A 19,113-nucleotide genomic window follows, 5' to 3' on the forward strand; every position below is an offset into this window, starting at 1 on the left:
ATCTTTCTACAAATTAAAAGGGATGGAGTTTGGAACACTCCTATCCCTTAATTATATCATCTTAAGCCCATTTGGGACAATTTCTTTTTATAGGCATCAAAATCGACCAGCAGTCCTTGACCACCATACATATCGTAAGCATCGACCCAATCCCCATTTTCTGGAATGGTAATACGTTCAATCCCCTTGCCGGCACTTCCGACTAAGCCAATCCCGTTGGTTAACAAGAAGGAGAACGGTACATTTGTCGAGGTCATAGCGAAGACCTTTCCTAGTGCTTCAGAACCTGTGAAGAGCTTGGTTGGATCCTTGATTTGGTGCACAATGGCAGACATAACTTCTTGTTGGCGTCTCGTCCGTCCAAAGTCTCCCTCATCATCTTTACGGAAACGAGCATAGTTGAGGAGGGTCCGGCCATCCATCCGTTGTTTTCCAACCTTAATGGTCTGATTCGGAACGACCCCATCCTTCATATTCAAGTCATCCGGAACTTCAACCTCAGAAACGGTTTCACCATCAATGGTGGAGAACTGTGCATTCATCTCCACCCCATTCGGGAAGAGGGTATCGATGGCTGTCGCAAAGGTTTGGAAATCGACCATAGCATAGTATTGGATATCAATGTCAAAGTTATCCTTAAGCATCTGACGGACCAATTCCGCCCCTTGATTGTTATTCTGCTCTCCAATGGTAAAGGCCGTATTGAGCTTCTGGTCATAGTAATCTGGGTAGTCTGGATCCGTCTGCTGGCTGACGCCATCAATATGGACCAGAGTATCCCGCATGAAGCTGACCAATTTTACCTTGCCATCCTTGTTGTTAACATTGACAACCATGATGGAGTCTGTTCGAGTCTCAGACGAGCTTTCCCCTATTCGACCATCTGTTCCCAAGATAAGGATATTGACCCCATCACTGGTCTTCTGGCCATTAAAATACTCTTTAACAGCTGGTTGAGCATTGGTCCCACCAGGTTTGCTGTTCAAGCCTTTGATAAACATAAAGACCATTCCACCAAGAACCAATAATAAGAAAACAGCAATCCACTTTAAAATACGTTTGAAGCGGATTTTTCTTCCCTTCTTACGTTTGGGAAGACCTGCTACTTCCTCCCGATTCTTTTTATTGGATTTGGCTTTATCCTTTCGGCTACGTGATGGATAGACAGGTAATTCTTCAGACTCATTTTCTCCTCTAGTCGAAGAAGCCCCAGACTCTTCAGCACTTGCTGAAACGGGGTCATCTTGGAAACGTCCCTCTGATTTATTTTTTAGGTACTTGTATTCCGACTGCTCTTTCTCGTTCAGGTAATGGTAGTTGGAATAAAGGTAATCCAATCTCTTTTGTTCATGATAGGATAGGTTTTCTGATTCTCTACTCATACGTTCTCCGTTTCATTGTCTTTTAGCACATAGACCGAATAGTGGCCTAAGGTTTTGATGGATACTCCTAGGGACTCCAGTTCTTGATAGGCAGAAGCAAACAGTAATTCGTCAGCATCCACCACATCGATGATAAAAAAATATTCCCCTAGCGCCGTCTTTAAAGGACGACTCTCAATTTTTGTTAAATTTAATTCTCTTGAAGCAAATGTAGATAGGGCCTGACATAATGAACCTGCGATATTACTTGGCAACGTGATGGCCAGACTTTCCTTGCAGGCAACACTCTTTAAGGAACAACTGCTTTCAAAAGGTCGCTGACCAAGAATCCAAAAGCGGGTATAATTCTGATCCATCTCTTGAATATTACTGGCTACAACTTCCAGACCATATTCATCCTTGGCCTCCAAAGGCGCAATGGCTGCAATAGGTAGTTCTGGATGTTGAGAGACATATCGAGCCGCATAGGAAGTCGAAGTTGTCATCTCCAGTCTGGCTTGAGGGAAATGCTCTTGGACATAGGCTTTTCCCTGGGCTAATGCCTGTGGATGTGAATAGATCACTTCAATGGCTTGATCCTGCTTAACGGCCAAGAGTTGTTGCTTAATGGGATAAACCACTTCTGCGATAGCCTGGAAACTGGCCTGGTGAAAGAGATAGTCAATCGTCTCATGGACACTGCCTTCGATGGAATTCTCAACAGGGATGACCGCATAATCTACTTGATGGGATTCATAGGCTTTCAATACCTCAGTAATAGATCCATAAGGGCACAATGCAGCGTCTTGAAAACTTTCTAGAGCTACATGATGGGTAAAGGATCCCTTAGGACCTAGATAAGCTACAAGCATCGAATCATCTCCACAATTTCTTCAGGTGTCTTATCAGCAACATCAAGCACATGTGTGGCTACTTCTTCATATAGGGGCAGGCGTTGTTCAAACAAGGCCTGAAACTCTTCTTGAGACTTATCAAGAAAGAGAGGGCGCTTATTTACAGGATCAGTTGCCAGTCGTTGATAGAGGCGATCAAAATCAATCTGTAAGTAAATATTACAAGGATTCTTCTTGAGAAGCTGACGATTTTCAGGCCTGAGGACAATCCCCCCGCCAGTTGCAATGACTGAAGTTTCTTGTTCGAGCAAATCTTGCAACAAAAGCGACTCTTGCTGGCGAAAACCCTCCTCACCAAAGCGAGCAAAATAGTCCGAAATCGGCATTTCTAAACGTTGAACCAAGAGTGCATCCATATCTACAAAAGCTGGATCTAATAAGCGACCAATCGTCGTTTTCCCCGCTCCCATAAAGCCGACTAGTACTTTAGGCATGGGACACCTTTTCTAAATCTGCAAAAAAGGAAGGATAGCTGGTATTAATAGCCTCAGCACGCTCAAGCTCCACATCACCATCTCTGACAAGCAGGGCTGCGATAGCTCCCATCATGCCGATCCGGTGATCGCCAAAGGTTTGCAGGCTAGCAGCATGCAAGGGCGTTTTCCCTTCAATGATCATACCATCCTCTGTTGGAGTAATGGAAGCTCCCATGGCATTTAAACTATCTGCCACGACCTGGATGCGATCCGTTTCTTTAACTTTCAATTCTTCAGCATCTTTGATAATGGTTTTGCCAGAAGCTTGGGTCGCCAAAAGAGCAATGATTGGAAGCTCGTCAATCAAGCGAGGAATCAAATCACCTGAAATTTCCGTTCCATGGAGCTCAGAAGTCTCTACAACAAGGGTCGTAGCCTTAGCAACTGGATCAAGATCCAAGAGTTGAAGCTTGCCACCCATTTTTTCAATAACCTCTAGAATGCCTGTACGGGTCTCATTGATCCCAACATTCTCCAGACGAATCTTGCTATTTGGGACAATCAAACCAGCTACCAACCAAAAAGCTGCACTAGAAATATCACCTGGTACCGTCACCTCACAGGCTTGGAAGCTCTGGGACCCACGTAAGCGAATCTCTTTGCCCCTCACGCTAATCTGGCCACCAAACTGCTGGATCATATCTTCGGTATGATTCCGTGTCAGTTCCTTCTCTAGAATGACTGACTCTCCTTCTGCTTGCATAGCTGCAAAAAGAAGAGCTGACTTGACCTGAGCAGAAGCTACCGGTAATGAATAATGGATTGGTTGTAACTCTTTTGTTCCATGCAGATGAAGGGGCAACATGTCTCGATCTGTTTGGCCCTGGACCATGACTCCCATCTCTCGAAGGGGGATCGCCACTCGGTCCATTGGTCGTTTGGACAAGCTATCATCTCCAACCATGGTAACTGGGAAGGGACTTCCCGCTAAGACACCCGCTATTAATCGAGTAGAGGTGCCTGAGTTCCCCATATCCAGATCATTCTTAGGCTGTTGAAAGGCTTCAAAACCTTTCCCCTCGATGGTGATCACTTGACCATCATCTTGGATAGAGACGCCTAGGTCCCTAAATACTTGAATAGTGGATAAGACATCTTCACCACGTAGGATATCATAGACCTTTGTGGTTCCATGCGCAAGGCTTCCAAAGATAATCGAACGATGACTGATCGATTTATCCCCTGGAACACGAATGATTCCATTTAAACCCTTACAATTTGTTTGTAATTTCATGGTTTATCCCTTCAAGCTTTTCTAAAAATTTTACCATAAAAAACAGCCATTTTCAACGTTCACTTGGAAGGACCTCCAAGAGGGGAGAGAAAAAGAGAGTGGGACAGAAATCGGTCATTCGTTAGAATCCGATTTCGTTGTCCCACCTCCGCACAGTTGAGTAGGGCTGTAAAAGCTGATGAAATCAGCCTAGTAGAGCCCACTCAACCACTGCGTCTTGCGCGACAATCCAAAGACAATTGAGAGGCTAGGACTTTTGTCCCAGCCTCTCCCTTATTTAAATAAATCTTGAACTGGATCAAAAATAATCCGTTCAATATCTCCTAGATAAACAGATAGTTGCTGTTGTTTTGTGAAAAATTCATTCACAATTGGGTTTCCTTGTAATTTTCCTGCAAAGTCTTGCATCTTCTTTTGTTGGTCTTCAGTTGGCATTTGACCAGACTGGATAACCCCATGAATTTCTTGTTGGAAAGCAAGGTACTCTCCGAATAAAGCTTTTGCATCTGCATCTGCATCAATAGCTTCCTTACTAGCAAGGACGGCTTTGTATTCTGGTAAATCACGGATTCCTCGTGACAACTCATTGGCTAGATCATAAATATTTGACATGTGATTTCTCCTTAACGATTTGGTTTCATTCTATTATACAAAGATTATTTTACATATTGTATTAGAAACTACTATTTTAATAAAAATCCTACTTGGGACCTATTTGATGACCACACTATAATCTGTTTGTTCTGTAATCAGGGCTTCAGCCCGTGCTTGATCCGCAGCTGTCTTGAAGGAAATCTGGAGAATCCCGTAGACATCTTCCCGGTTTTCCTCATTGATATGAATATTGACCAAGGAAGTCCCACGAAGCAACTCCAAGATCCGAAGGATGACATCTTCTTCGTCTGGTACATCCACAAAAATGTCGAAGGTACTTTCCACCCCTCCTCGTTTGTGGATCTGCATGTGCTGGCGTTGCTCCCGACTACGATCAAAGAAGGACCAGATCGCATCTTCTTGCCCTTGGCGAATCATGTCGGCCACTTGGTCAAGGCGGTGCTGAAAATCGGCAATCCGATCGAGAACAGAATTTGTATTGGACAACAAGATAGAAGTCCACATGCTGGGCTCACTCTCCGCAATCCGCGTCATGTCTCGAAATCCTCCTGCAGCAAAGCGACCTGCTAAGCTGTGATCCTCTGTATAAGCCGCTGCTTGTCCCATAAGGGTTGCAGCCAATACGTGAGGAAAGTGACTGATTTGAGAAGTAACTCGATCGTGTTCAATAGGATCCACCTCGATGAAACGGGCCCCAAGCCCTGAGAGCAAATCCTTCATTTCCAAAATAGCACTGGGATCAGTTGCAAGGGTTGGAGTAAAAATGTAATAGGCATTTTCAAAGAGAGTGGAATCTGCAGAGGCAGCCCCTGTCTTGTGACTCCCTGCCATGGGATGCCCACCGACAAAACGGACTGGAAGATGCTTAAAAGCTTCTTGACCTGCTTTTACAATGGCCCCCTTGGTCGAACCCACATCCGTTACAATAACCCCTTCTTTTAGTGGCATTTTTGACAATTGCTGAAAGGTTTGCATCGTTTGCTTCACAGGTAAGGAAACAATGATGACATCTGCTTTAGAAGCAAACTCTTCAAGATTGGCCGTCACCTGATCAACAATCCTATTCTTCAAAGCAATATCCCGTGAGGCTTGACTGCGATTATAGCCTAATAGGGTAACTTCCGGATGGGCTTTTCGTATGCCCATAGCTAACGAAGCTCCGATCAGTCCTAGACCGACGATATAAACAACCTTTTCTTCCATATATATCTCCAGTTAGAAAGCTTTGGTATAGGCCCGATGTCGCTCGACAGCTTCCATCAATTCCTCCAGATTATCAGAAGAGAACTTATTCAAGACTTCTGTGGCTAAGACCGTTGCCACCACAGCCTCCATGACAACTCCCGCAGCTGGAAGTGCTGTTGGGTCACTCCGCTCCACCGTTGCCTTATATGGCTCATGCGTTTCAATATCGACACTCATGAGGGGCTTATAAAGGGTCGGGATTGGCTTCATAACCCCACGGACAATAATGGGCTCCCCATTGGTCATGCCTCCTTCAAATCCGCCTAAATGATTGGTTCGACGGGTATAACCATTTTGTTGGGACCAGAGGATTTCGTCCATGACCTGACTGCCTTTGCGACGACCAGCTTCAAAGCCCATTCCGAATTCTACTCCTTTAAAGGCGTTGATGGAGACAACCCCTTGAGCAATTTTGGCATCCAATTTCTTGTCCCATTGGACAAAAGATCCTAGACCAACAGGCACACCACCTACAATGGTTTCAACGATCCCTCCGATGGTCTCTCCTTCTTTCTTCACGCTATCGATATAGGCCTTGATTTCTTCCTCTCGCTCTCGATTGACAATAGAAACCTCGGATTGAGCGACCGCTTCTTTGATTTGCGAAACCGTAAGATTTTCTGGAACCTCTACTTCGATGCAACCGAAATTAACGATGTGGCTGGCTACTTGGATCCCAATCTCTTCTAATAACCGTTTGGCTACTGCACCAACTGCTACCCGCATCGTTGTTTCCCGTGCAGATGACCTCTCCAAGGAGTTGCGTAAGTCATCAAAACGGTACTTGATCCCACCCACCAAATCAGCGTGGCCTGGACGAGGCTTAGTAATTTTCCGAAGCCCCTTTTTCTTTTCCTCCACATCACTGACAGACATAATCTCCAGCCATTTTTGATGGTCTAAGTTGGTGACATGCAAGGTGATGGGCCCTCCCATGGTCAAGCCATGGCGAACTCCGGAGGTGATCTCGACCTGATCGCTTTCAATCTTCATCCGTGCTCCACGACCGTAGCCACCCTGACGACGTTTTAACTCAGCATTGATAAAATCAGCCGTCAAAGGCAGTCCTGCAGGCACTCCTTCAATAATGGCTGTTAGTCGTGGTCCGTGTGATTCTCCTGCTGTTAAATAACGCATGGTATCTCCTTTGTCGGTTTCTAGTTTAAGAAGTCTCTCATTTCTTCCAATAGGACTGGATGAATCTGACAAGTCCCAATTTCTGGTACCAAAACGAGTTTCAATTGATTGCCCCTAGCCTTCTTGTCCAAGGTCAAGGCCTGATAAAGCTTTTCCTTATCCCATCTATGGAATTCTACTGGTAAGCCAAATTTCTGACACATTTGGCGAATGGCCTGCGTTAATCCCGCTTGGACCAATCCCTTGGCTTCTGCCACCTTAGTGACTTGCACCATCCCTATCGCTACGGCTTCTCCGTGCATGACCTGGCCATAACCTGCAGTCGCTTCAATGGCGTGACCAAGGGTATGACCAAAATTCAAGTAAAGACGGATGCCCTGGTCTAGCTCATCTTCGACGACCATCTTGCGCTTGACTTGACAGGAATGAGCAATCAGGGATTCTGCATGCTCATAAATAGACTCGATGGAGCCATCCATTCCTTCCAATTCTTCCCATAATTCTGGATCCTCAATGAGTCCATACTTGATGACCTCTCCCATGCCCTCGATCAACTCACGCTGGCCAAGGGTCCGTAGTACCTCAGGGTCAATCAAGACTCCATCAGGTTGGGCAAAGGTTCCTACCATGTTTTTAGCATAGAGCGTATTCACTCCAGTCTTGCCTCCAATAGAGGAGTCAACCTGAGCCGTCAAACTAGTTGGTACTTGGACAAAATGAATCCCACGCATATAAGTGGAAGCCACAAAACCAGCTAGATCTCCGACAACGCCACCACCCAGAGCAAGAATTCCATCCGATCGTGTCATGCCATTTTTCGCTAAAAATTCATAGACTTTTTGAACGGTTGTCAGATTTTTACTAGATTCCCCTTCCAGAAACTCATAGCTAACGACTGTAAATCCTTCACTTTCAAGAGATTTCACTACCTGACTTGCATAAAGGGATCCTACATGGTTGTCTGTTATGACTGCTACTTTTTGAGGTTCCCATAAATGACTGAGCCAGGTTCCAACCTTTTGGATTGCTCCATTCTCAATGGCAATCTCATAACCATTCTTTGGTAGGTCAACATTCACCTTCATAAGGTTCTCCTTTCAAATCCATGTGAAAAATATTACAATTTCACTATTGTATAAAAATAGAAAACAGAGGTCACTTGATTAAGTTTTTCTGTTTTCTTGCATCATTTTTCTAATACATAATCAGGGTAATCCAATTTCACCGCTTGCCAGACTTCCTGCTCTGGAAATGGTTTATCCGTCATCAATTCAAATGCTAGACCAGCTTGATGAAAGAGCATTCCTAAGCCATTTACCGTTTGCACCTCTTGTTCTTCTGCTAATTGAAGAAAAGGTGTCTTTGCAGGAAAATAAGCTAAGTCAGCTACTAGACATCCTTTAGGAAAGATAAGGTCCTTAGGAACAGGAAGGGAAACCCCATCCATTCCAAGTCCAGTGGCATTGAGCAATAAATCCGCTTCCACCATCATTTCATTGACCTGGTCCCGACTGGATAAGTCATGGAGGACAATTGCAAACGAGAGAGCTTCGGATAGTGGAGAAAAGATAGCCTGATATTTCGCCAAACTTTCTGGGCGAACAAATAAATGTATCTCTCCAACTCCTTGCCGAATAGCTTCTAGGACAATGGCCCTTGCAGCCCCACCCGCCCCTAAAAGGACAAGTATCTTATTCTTTATTGAAAAAGTCTTGGGTAGACTCTTTAAAAAACCAAGTCCGTCGGTATTGTATCCCGTTAAGCGGCCATCCTTCTGAACAATTGTATTGACCGAACCAATGAGTTGGGCACTTTCATCTAGCTGATCTAAGTAGGGTAGGACCTTTTTCTTATAGGGCATGGAGATATTGGCACCCAACATATCCAGGACTCGTAATTGTTGAAGACTTTGTTCAACTTCTTCTTCTGCCACTTCCCAAGCAAGGTAGACCGCATTGGTAGCAGTTAGTTGGTAAGCATGATTGTGAATAAAGGGCGAGATACTATGACGAATGGGCTTAGCAATGACGGCCGCCATTCGCGTATAGCCATCAATCTTCATCTAAGATCTCCCGAATCTTATGCATGCTTGACAAACTGATTTGACCTGGTGCACTTTCTTCTCCAACACTAGCATAGGACCACACAGACCCCGTTAAATCGGCAGCAATGCGAGAAATTCGGCCAATTTTCCCCATAGAAATGGTAACGAACTCTTGTTCTGGATTTAGGGTTTTAAAGCCACGTGTATAGTTCATCAAGTCTAGAACATCCTGCTCGGTTTGAGCCATCACAGATACCTTGACCAATTTCGGTGTAAAGCTGGTTAACTCTGACATAATCTCCATCATGTTTTCAGGGGTTTCCTGGAAATTATGGTAGCTTAAGACAAGATTGGAATAATCCATCATCTGATTGAACTCGTCCTGGTGACCAAAGTACTCAAAATCGACATAATCCGGATGATAGATGTTGTTGATATCATGGATAATCGCTACGTATTCTTCACCAGAAAGTTCAATTTCTCCCCCCTGTTCCCGTGTTCGCAGGGTAAATATAATCTCACGACCGGCAAATTTTTCAAAGATGGCAGGCGCAACTTGCAAGATATCATTCTTATCCAAATAATCCGCACGCCATTCAATGACATCTGCTTCCTGATACCGACTGGCATCAATGGCCTGTGCTTCTTCAAAATTTCTTGGCATTACAGAAACAACTAATTTCATTGATCCACCTTAATTGTAAAAACTTTCAAGTAATTACTACTTTCTTCTTTTTCATTGTATCGAAAATCAGCTGGAAGTCCTACCTCACTGATATAGCGATGTTTATGGCCTTTGAAGCCCTTTTCAATTTCTTTTTTAAATTTGTCTCGACTGACATTCGCAGCGTTGGTACTAGCAATCAAAATACCTTTTGGATTTAAAATTTCTAGGGACTGCTCAATCAGTTTGTGATAATCCTTCGCAACTGAGAAGGTACGCTTCTTATTGCGAGCAAAACTTGGCGGATCTAAAACGATCACATCATAGGTCAAGCCATGTCGCTTGGCATACTTATAATAATCAAAAACGTCCATGACAATAAAGCGGTGCTGGTCCAATTCTAGACCATTTGCCACAAAATGAGCTTCAGATAGTTCCCGACTACGCTTGGCGAGATCAACAGAGGTCGTCTCAAGTGCTCCTCCCATAGCAGCTGCCACTGAAAAAGCTGCCGTATAGGAAAACATATTGAGCAAGGTCTTGCCTGTTGCTAAACCATCTACTAAACTAGCACGCACTTCATGTTGGTCCAAGAAAATTCCTGTCATCAAGCCATCATTCAGAAAGACTTGGTAACGAACTCCATTTTCCAAAATACAGAAGGTCTCTGGAGCTTCTTGACCAAATAGATGGGCCGACTCATAACCGGGATCCTTAAAACGGATTTTTTCATATCCTCCCAAGACTTCAGGAAAAACTTCTTGAAAAGCTGAAACAATCAAGTCTCTGATTTGATAGACAAAGGGATTGTAAATGGAAAAGACGGCATAATCGTCATAAAGATCAATGGTTAAGCCACCAAATCCGTCTCCTTCTTGATTAAAAATTCTAAAAGCAGTATCCAATTCCGACTGATAATAAGACTGTCGTTTTGACTTAGCCTCAGCAAATAGGTGACAAAAATAATCCTGATCTAAGGTAATTTTCTTAGTAGAAATGACCCAACCAAGCCCCTTGTTTTGCTCGGAAAGGTAGCCTGTCCCAACAAAGTGGCCCGAAGTTGTGACCAGCTCGACAACCTCATTGTCAAAGGGGAGTTGCCCAAAGTCAATCTTCTCTAAAATCTTATAACCTTTATGGATTTTCTTCTCAACTTGTCGGTTAATTGTCAGCTTTTTCATACTTTATATTGTATCAAAATTTTCTAAAATTCACAAAGTCTCTCACCTAAAAATGCGACTTATATTGAAGATTTGAAACTAAAATTTGACATTCCCCCACTCTTGTTGGCTAATTATTTCGTCATCTCAGACTTTAAAGTTTTATCCCTAATTAAACACTTGCTTTATTTTCAAATCGTTATAAATTATGGTATACTGATGTAAGAAAATTTTTAGGAAATAAGACAAGGAAGTATATTTTTGTGAAAAAAATTACCCAAAAGATACTCAATTTTATGAGTACCAGACTAGGATTTGTCTTGACCCTACTCTTGCTTTATTGGTTTAAAACTATGTGGGCATATACAGTAGACTTTAATCTAGATATTCAAGGCTTCTATCAGGTTTTTCTTGCAGTCATTAACCCGATACCGTTAAGCCTCTTATTCATCGGTCTTGCTTTTTATATTAAGAGAACCAAACTCTTTTATTTGCTATCTTTTAGCATCTATGTCATTTTATTTATCTGGTTGATATCCAACTCGATTTATTATCGTGAGTTTACAGATTTTGTAACTGTCAATACTATGCTAGCCTCTAGCAAGGTATCCGCTGGTCTTGGAGCTGCAGCCTTAGAATTGTTCCGACCTTGGGACATCATCTATATTCTAGACTTCCCAATTCTAGCTTTCCTCTTTTTAAAGAAATTGGTCAAACTAGATCCCCGTCCATTTAATAAACGGGCAAGTTTTGCAGTTACTTCTCTCTCTGCCATGCTCTTCTCAGCCAACCTTTTCTTGGCGGAGATTGACCGTCCAGAATTGTTAACGCGTGGCTTCTCAAATTATTATGTGGTCCGTGCTCTTGGCTTGCCAGCCTTCTTGGGTTACAGTGCCAACCAGACCTACATGGCCAATAAAGAACGCTCTAAAGCCTCTGAAGTAGACTTGAAGCCAGTTGAAGAGTATGTTGCTAGCCACTATGCTAAACCAAATCCTGAAACCTTTGGTCTAGCCAAGGGACGAAATGTCATTTATATCCACTTGGAAAGTTTCCAACAATTCTTGATCGACTATAAATTGAAGGTCGATGGAAAAGAATACGAAGTGACCCCTTTTATCAACTCACTCTACCATTCAAATGAAACCTTTGCATTTGCTAATATCTTCAACCAAGTAAAAGCTGGTAAAACATCGGATGCAGAGACCATGATTGAGACGGGTTTGTTCGGCTTGAACCAAGGTTCCTTTATGGTAAACTACGGTGGGACCAATACCCAGCAAGCAGCTCCTTTCATTCTTTCTAAGAATGGCTACCAATCCAGTGCTGTTTTCCACGGAAATGCTGGAAGCTTCTGGAACCGTAATACAGCTTACAAACAATGGGGCTACCATTACTTCTTTGATGCCTCCTACTTTACCAAGCAAGATGATACCAACTCCTTCCAATATGGACTCAATGACAAAATCATGTTGAAGGATTCCATCAAGTACTTGGAACACATGCAACAACCGTTTTACACCAAGTTCATTACGGTTTCCAACCACTATCCTTATACGACAAGTCTGATTGGTGACGAAGTCGGCTTCCCACTTGCAGAAACGCAAGATGAAACGATTAATGGCTATTTCGCTACAGCCAACTACTTAGATTCTTCTATCAAGGCCTTCTTCGATTATCTCAAAGCTTCAGGCTTATATGAGAACTCCATTATCGTCTTGTACGGAGATCACTATGGTATTTCAAATTCTCGAAATCCAGCCCTAGCCCCTTTGCTCGGTAAGAACTCGGAGACTTGGTCTAGCTATGACAATGCCATGTTGCAGCGCGTACCGTATATGGTTGTGATTCCAGGCATGAACAAAGGGAAAGTCATTGAGACCTACGGTGGAGAGATTGATATGCTTCCGACATTGGAACACTTGTTAGGAATTGATTCTAAGAACTTCCTTCAAGTTGGACAAGACTTATTGTCTCCAGATCATAGTCAAATCGTTGCTTTCCGTTCATCTAACTACTTTGTGACCCCTGAGTATACAAGTTACAGTGGCCGGACCTATTACACCAAGACTGGTGAAGAAATCACCAATCCAGACGAAACAACGAAAGAGCAACTCGATAAGATCCGTGAGGCAGCGAATCTTCAACTCAAGATTAGTGATAGTATTCAAACTGGTGATCTCTTACGGTTCTATACCGGTAATGATCTTGGAAAAGTCAACCCAGATGATTACTCTTACAATAACTCGATGAAAGCATTGAAGAAAATCGAAAAAGAAAAAGGAGATGCATCGACCAGTCTCTATAGCCAAAAAGGCAATCAGTCAACGGTTGATCTCTTCAAGGCACCTAGCTACAAGGAACTCCATCCTGAACAGTTCAGTTCTTCTTCATCATCGAGTGAAGATTCTAGCTCAAGTAGTTCAAGTTCATCTTCATCAGAGAAAAAATAAGATTAGGGTTTCCTAATCTTATTTTTAAATGTAGACAAACTATTTTTACTTAAGGTATCTGGATTGTTTTTCAAAAACAACTTCTATTAATTTGGATCATTAAAGCAAATCTAAAACTTTCCGCTGTGAGAAAAGTGCTTGAAACACGTGTTTCAAGCACTCGGGAGTTTTGAAACTTTAGGTTCAAAACTAAGTCTTGGAACTTCGGAGAAGGTCGCAGACGTCCGTACTCACCTAAGGAAAGTTTTTAAGATGGCTTTATCTTCAATTTGAAATGAGAGTGGGACAGAAATCGGTAATTCGTTAGAATTCGATTTCGTCGTCCCACCTCCGCACAGTTGAGTAGGGCTGTAAAAGCTGATGAAATCAGTGTAGTAGAGCCCACTCAACCACTGCGTCTTTCTCAACAATCCAAAGACAATTGAGAGGCTAGGACTTTTGTCCTAGCCTCATTTTTTTTATTTATTTCTTCCATTCGAAAACGGAAGCTGTTAAATTCTCAACATAGAATGGTCGTTTATTCCGACTATTTCCAACAAGAAGCTCAAGATGATCTGCGTTCTGGAGATAGAATGGAAGTCCACTGGTGTTAAAGATAACATAATAGTGTTTATCCCAATTTAATTCAAAGACAACGACACCACTACCCATATCCGCTGTATGCACAAAGACATGTTGGTAAATTTCCTCATAAGACTCAAGTGACAAGGCAGGTAAAGTCTTCTTCAAATGAATGATTTGGCGAATATATTCAATCGTATCCTTGTTGACAGACACCAGATTCCAATCGACTTGGTTAACGGCATCTGGGGCATTGTAAGAATTCATGGCCCGTTCCCTATCTTGAGCAGTTACTTCGCCATCCGGCCCAGTTGCAACCAACTTGGTTCGTAGAAACTCTTGGCCAACTTGCATAAAGGCCATCCCTTGGAAGAGGAGGTTCATAGCAGTAGCTACTTCTACCTGCTTCTTAATTTGTTCTTTGGAATCATTTGGATGGACATAAGAAAGTAAATCGTAAAGGTTGTAATTATCATGGGCCTCAACATAGTTGAGAACCTGACTTGGAGTTAGGAAGGATCCCAACTCTGCACTACCCAGAACGGACCGCGCAATGATGTCTTCTGTAGACTTCCGACTAACATAGCCACGTTTGACAGAGCCAAAGACCTCAGCCCCCTTAATGGCATCTCGAGAGGTATCATTAAAGAAACCGACTTGGGCCATTTGATAAGCATTGTCCTTCTTAGCCTTATCTTCTGGAGCTAAGCCTGTCCCCATATCCCAACCTTCTCCATAGAGGAGGATCCGTGGATCAATCGCATCCATGGCTTCACGGATTTCATTCATCGTATCCACATCGTGAATCCCCATCAAGTCAAAGCGGAAACCGTCAATCTTATATTCATTTACCCAATATGTCAAGGAATCAATCATGAACTTGCGATACATCTCATGCTCACTGGCTGTCTCATTCCCGACTCCTGTACCATTTTGGAAGGATCCATCTGGATTCATCCGGTAATAATAATCAGGAACAGTTTTTTGAAAGGCACCATCTTCTGTCGAATAGATATGATTATAAACGACATCCATAACCACCGAGATCCCTGCTTGATGGTAGGCGTGGATCATTTCTTTTAATTCGCGCATGGTGATCTTAGGATCGTGAGGTTTGGTCGAATACCAAGTCTCAGGTGCTGAATAATTCTGCACATCGTATCCCCAGTTGTAGAGGACATTGCCTTCTTCATCATAAGTCTTATAGCGGTCGGTGACTGGTTGCAGTTGCACCACATTAACCCCTAATTCCTTGATATAGTCAAAGGCTGTGGCATCACCCTGGGCGTTCTTAGTCCCAGTCTGGTGAGCCCCTCGGTAGGTTCCTCGATAGGCTTCGTCCACACCGGAAGTCGGAGAAATAGTCAAATCCCGGATATGCATTTCATAGACAACCGCCTGACAGGGATTATCCAATCGCCAGTCAGCCTTTTCATACGCTTCTGTTTGAAAGGCAGGGAAGATGCAATCATGATGAGAAAGAATGGCTGATTTTTTCCCATTTTCACTGGTAGCAATCGTATACGGATCACGCGCAATCTCCGTATGGTAATCAAAATAAACCTTGTATTGATAGGCTAGTCCACTGAGGTTCCCCATGACATCGGCATACCAGACACCACAGTTATTTCGAACATGGTCACTAGATTCACGCTGGCCACGAACCATTGGGACAATCTTCCAAACCTTGCTGTCATTAGCGACAGAATCATAGATAAGGAGGTCTACTTTATTGGCAGTAGGTGCCCAGAGTTTAAAGCGGTAATCATCATCCTGCTGGCGATAGCCCAACCATCCTTGATATCCCCATTTGGCATCAAATTCCTGGTAATGAGTCGCCATATCAAAAGCATGTGGCTTCCGACGGCTGTATTCATGACTCGTCATAGCAGCCTGCAAGGAATAATAAACGGTCTCATCTCCCTGAATCAACCAGACTTCTCTCACATGCCCTTCAGGCAAAAGCTCAATATGGTATTCGTCTGACTGACTGATCCAGTTTCCTTCTTTGATGATGACATGGCCAAACCGTTGAGGCGTCTCACAGTCATAAACTAAGAGTCCCTCAACTCCAAAATAATCGAGCTTGGAGAAGGACACTTCCTCTCCCCAAACTCCTTCATGCCACTTCCACATATCACGGGCAAAATAATCGCCTACGGGATGATGGTAGTGGATTTTAACTTGATACTGATGCATCTTATTGTATTTCCTATTTCCTAACTAAGAAGAAACGAACATTGCCCACTCTCAGCAACGATTTTCCATTATTCTTCTGATTTATATTCCGAATGGACCAAGGCATCGTCATTAATTTCATCGATGTTGGCAAAAAATTCTAAGTGATTGTGGAAGACTTCCAGTTCCACCGGTGTATCTCCCCCGTATTCACCATCTAAATTGATTTTGAACTCTTCTTTCTTATCCAAAACTTCAATCTTCAATTTAGAGGTTTTGAGGTATTCAATATTTGAATCCTTGACATGTTTTCCACCATTGACGGCTTGCATAATCAAAGACAACATATCAAATAATTTAGCAGTTTTCACTAAGATTAAAGTGAAATTTCCATCATCCAATTTAGCATCTGGTGCTACACTTTCAAAGCCACCGATCGAATTGGTCAAAGCCACGAACACAAGAGAAACTGGTCCAACATAGACCCCATTGTCATGTTCAATCCGTACCTTGCGGGTTTTATTTTTGGGGAATTTCTTCACCGCTTCGGCCACATAAGCAAAGTAGCCATAACGCGACTTCACTTCACTAGGCACACTAAAGGTCAATTCAGATAAGGTCCCTGCAGCAGCAATATTGATAAAATATTTACTTCCGTAAGCCCGTCCGATGTCCATTTGGATGGTTTGGTTCTTTTCAATGATTCTTGCAGCTGCTACAGGATCTCCCATTGGAATCTTCAGAGCACGCGCATAATCATTGGTTGTTCCCGTAGGGATAAAAGCCATTTTTGGACGGTGTTCGAGACTAGCAACCCCGTTCACTACCTCATTAATGGTCCCATCTCCCCCAGCAGCAATGATCAAATCAAATCCTGCTTTAGCAGCCCGTTCAGCTTCTAATTGGGCTGATAAGGGCTCTGGAGTGGTCTGATAGGCACTTGTTTCATAACCGACATCCTCTAACACATCCAAGACCTCTGCGATGTTCTTTTTTATGATTTCCTGACCAGAGGTCGGATTATATATCACTCGTGCTTTTTTAATCTTATTTTCCATACATGCCTCTATAAACTCTCAAGCCAGGCTTCATCCTGTATTTCAATCGATAATTCCTGCGCTTTGCTTAATTTACTTCCCGCATCGCTACCTGCAACCAAGAGGTCAGTTTTCTTGGACACGGAGCCTGTGACTTTAGCACCTAAAGCTTCTAATTTTGCCTTAGCTTCCGATCGTGTTAGACGTTCCAGTTTACCAGTTAAGACAACTGTTTTCCCGGATAATGGTGCGTCAACTGCAACCTTTTGTCCTAGATAATCTAAGTTTACCCCAGCATCCTTAAGCTCTTCTAAAAGAAGTTGAGAGCCTTCCTGAGCAAAATAACGCTGGAGACTTTCTGCAACGACCATTCCTAAACTATCTATCGCCGCAATCGTTTCAACTTCTGCTTCTGCTAAAACAGGAATGGAATGAAACTCTTGGAGCAAGAGCTGGCTGGCCTTACTTCCTACATGACGAATTCCCAGTCCAAACAATAGTTTTTCAGCAGAATTCCCCTTAGACGCCTGAATAGCATCAATTAACTTTTGGGCAGATTTTTCTTTAAAACCTTCTAATTGCAAAAGGTCTTCAACTGTCAGCCGGTAAATACCTGCCACATCCTGTACCAGTTCTTTGGCAAACAGTTTTTCAACCACTGCTGGCCCCAACCCTGTGATATTCATGGCATCCCGGCTGGCAAAATGGGCGAGCCCTTCCTTGATTTGAGCAGGACAACGGGGGTTGATACAACGCAAGGCCACTTCATCCTCAAAATGAAGGAGCTCACTCTGACAACTTGGACAGTGACTAGGAATCTCTAATGGCTCTTCTGATACGCGCTTATCCATGACAACCCGTAGGACAGCTGGAATAATATCCCCTGCTTTATAGACAATGACGGTATCGTCTTTGCGAATATCTTTCTCAGCAATGTAATCTACATTATGGAGGGTAGCCCGACTGACAGTCGTCCCTGCCAGCTGAACAGGAGTTAAGTTAGCAGTTGGTGTCACCACTCCAGTCCGACCAACCGTCCAATCTACGGACAAGAGTTTTGCTTCCTTCTCCTCAGCTGGGAATTTGTAAGCCACTGCCCATTTGGGAGCTTTGACAGTAAAGCCAAGTTCTTCTTGGACAGCCAGGTCATTCACTTTAATCACGACCCCATCGATATCATAAGGAAGTTGGTCGCGCATGGCTGCTACTTCTTGAATATAAGCCCAGACTTGCTCGATACTAGTCACAGTCTTGTGATGAGGATTGACGACAAAACCGAGGCGGTCTAATTTAGCTAAGACCTTTTCTTGACTGGTTTGATCAGTTGGACTAGCTTCTTGATAGAGGAAGGTCGCAAGTTTTCGCTCCGCAACAATCTTCGTATCCAACTGTCTAAGAGTACCGGCTGCCGCATTTCTAGGATTCGCAAACTCTGCTTCCCCATTTTCTTGGCGAGACAAGTTGACAGCATCAAAAGATGCACGGGGCATATAACATTCCCCGCGAACTGTTAATGTAAGAGGTTCTGGCAAGACTAGAGGAATATCGCGAACTCGCTTGAGGTTCTCTGTGATATTTTCTCCAATGTTCCCATCTCCACGTGTAGCACCCGTTTCAAGAACTCCATCAACATAAGAAAGTGAAATAGACAGGCCGTCAATTTTTAATTCGCATACATAAGTGACAGTAGGAAATTCCTTGCGAACCCGTTGATCAAAGGCCACTAATTCGTCATAAGAAAAGGCGTCCTGCAAGCTGTAAAGCGGGTAGGTATGCTGGTATTTTTCAAATCCTTTAAGAATCGTTCCTCCGACCCGATGGGTTGGGCTATTGGGCTGGACCAAGTCCGGATGTGCTTCCTCTAGGGCGACTAATTCCCGATAAAGTTGGTCGTACTCATAATCCGATACGGACGGAGCATCTTTTGTATAATATTCTTCTGCATAGTGATTCAGGAGTGTCACTAGCTCTTTTATTCTGGTTTCCATATCCCTATTTTACCATAAAAACGCTTTACTGTGGCCTTTCTGACTA

15 protein-coding genes are annotated in these 19,113 nt (G+C 43.3%); 1 reads left to right on the plus strand and 14 read right to left on the minus strand.

Annotated elements, in window-relative coordinates; translation table 11 throughout:
- Positions 1–56: 56 nt before the first annotated feature.
- The 11 genes from D8785_RS06640 to D8785_RS06695 all read right to left on the minus strand — a co-directional run bounded on the left by D8785_RS06640 (position 57) and on the right by D8785_RS06695 (position 10,871).
- Positions 57–1,382 carry an LCP family protein gene (locus tag D8785_RS06640; RefSeq protein ID WP_125374890.1) on the minus strand — a complete coding sequence of 442 codons (1,326 nt, stop codon included), beginning with the start codon at positions 1,380–1,382 and terminating at the stop codon, positions 57–59.
- Positions 1,379–2,233 (minus strand): prephenate dehydratase, encoded by an 855-nt coding sequence (gene pheA, locus D8785_RS06645; RefSeq protein ID WP_125374891.1) that lies wholly within the window; start codon positions 2,231–2,233, stop codon positions 1,379–1,381. The genes D8785_RS06640 and pheA overlap by 4 nt, the downstream gene beginning before the upstream one ends.
- The gene (locus D8785_RS06650) at positions 2,224–2,709 is read right to left on the minus strand and encodes a shikimate kinase (RefSeq protein WP_125374892.1); all 486 of its coding nucleotides are present in this window, start codon (positions 2,707–2,709) and stop codon (positions 2,224–2,226) included. Before D8785_RS06650 ends, pheA begins: the two co-directional genes overlap by 10 nt.
- Positions 2,702–3,985, minus strand: coding sequence for a 3-phosphoshikimate 1-carboxyvinyltransferase (gene aroA, locus D8785_RS06655; RefSeq protein WP_125374893.1), 1,284 nt, complete (start codon positions 3,983–3,985; stop codon positions 2,702–2,704). Before aroA ends, D8785_RS06650 begins: the two co-directional genes overlap by 8 nt.
- Before the next feature lie 273 nt (positions 3,986–4,258).
- Positions 4,259–4,597, minus strand: coding sequence for a YlbF/YmcA family competence regulator (locus tag D8785_RS06665; protein WP_125374894.1), 339 nt, complete (start codon positions 4,595–4,597; stop codon positions 4,259–4,261).
- A 99-nt stretch (positions 4,598–4,696) separates the two neighbouring features.
- A complete protein-coding gene (locus tag D8785_RS06670; RefSeq protein ID WP_125374895.1) occupies positions 4,697–5,803 on the minus strand; it encodes a prephenate dehydrogenase in 1,107 nt (368 codons plus the stop codon).
- A gap of 12 nt (positions 5,804–5,815) precedes the next feature.
- On the minus strand, positions 5,816–6,982 hold the full coding sequence (aroC, locus tag D8785_RS06675) for a chorismate synthase (protein WP_125374896.1): 1,167 nt from the start codon (positions 6,980–6,982) through the stop codon (positions 5,816–5,818).
- A gap of 20 nt (positions 6,983–7,002) precedes the next feature.
- The gene (gene aroB / locus D8785_RS06680; RefSeq protein ID WP_125374897.1) at positions 7,003–8,067 is read right to left on the minus strand and encodes a 3-dehydroquinate synthase; all 1,065 of its coding nucleotides are present in this window, start codon (positions 8,065–8,067) and stop codon (positions 7,003–7,005) included.
- 101 nt (positions 8,068–8,168) lie between these two features.
- Positions 8,169–9,044, minus strand: coding sequence for a shikimate dehydrogenase (gene aroE / locus D8785_RS06685; protein WP_125374898.1), 876 nt, complete (start codon positions 9,042–9,044; stop codon positions 8,169–8,171).
- On the minus strand, positions 9,034–9,711 hold the full coding sequence (aroD, locus tag D8785_RS06690) for a type I 3-dehydroquinate dehydratase (RefSeq protein WP_125374899.1): 678 nt from the start codon (positions 9,709–9,711) through the stop codon (positions 9,034–9,036). The genes aroE and aroD overlap by 11 nt, the downstream gene beginning before the upstream one ends.
- Entirely contained in the window at positions 9,708–10,871 is a 1,164-nt protein-coding gene (locus D8785_RS06695; protein ID WP_125374900.1) for a class I SAM-dependent rRNA methyltransferase, read from the minus strand. The genes aroD and D8785_RS06695 overlap by 4 nt, the downstream gene beginning before the upstream one ends.
- A gap of 242 nt (positions 10,872–11,113) precedes the next feature.
- On the opposite strand from D8785_RS06695, the gene D8785_RS06700 reads away from it, so the two are divergent.
- A complete protein-coding gene (locus D8785_RS06700) occupies positions 11,114–13,303 on the plus strand; it encodes an LTA synthase family protein (RefSeq protein ID WP_125374901.1) in 2,190 nt (729 codons plus the stop codon).
- 462 nt (positions 13,304–13,765) lie between these two features.
- Here D8785_RS06700 and pulA read toward each other — a convergent pair whose 3' ends face one another.
- From pulA to ligA, 3 genes are all read right to left on the minus strand, one after another.
- Positions 13,766–16,063 (minus strand): type I pullulanase, encoded by a 2,298-nt coding sequence (gene pulA / locus D8785_RS06710; protein WP_125374902.1) that lies wholly within the window; start codon positions 16,061–16,063, stop codon positions 13,766–13,768.
- A gap of 68 nt (positions 16,064–16,131) precedes the next feature.
- Positions 16,132–17,100: a diacylglycerol kinase family lipid kinase gene (locus D8785_RS06715; RefSeq protein ID WP_120701854.1), complete on the minus strand. Its 969-nt coding sequence runs from the start codon at positions 17,098–17,100 to the stop codon at positions 16,132–16,134.
- Positions 17,101–17,108: 8 nt separating this feature from the next.
- Positions 17,109–19,067, minus strand: a complete 1,959-nt coding sequence (ligA, locus tag D8785_RS06720) for an NAD-dependent DNA ligase LigA (RefSeq protein WP_125374903.1) — start codon at positions 19,065–19,067, stop codon at positions 17,109–17,111.
- Positions 19,068–19,113 lie beyond the last annotated feature (46 nt).

Origin of the sequence: Streptococcus australis, from assembly GCF_003943615.1 — a bacterium.
GTDB lineage: Bacteria > Bacillota > Bacilli > Lactobacillales > Streptococcaceae > Streptococcus > Streptococcus australis_C.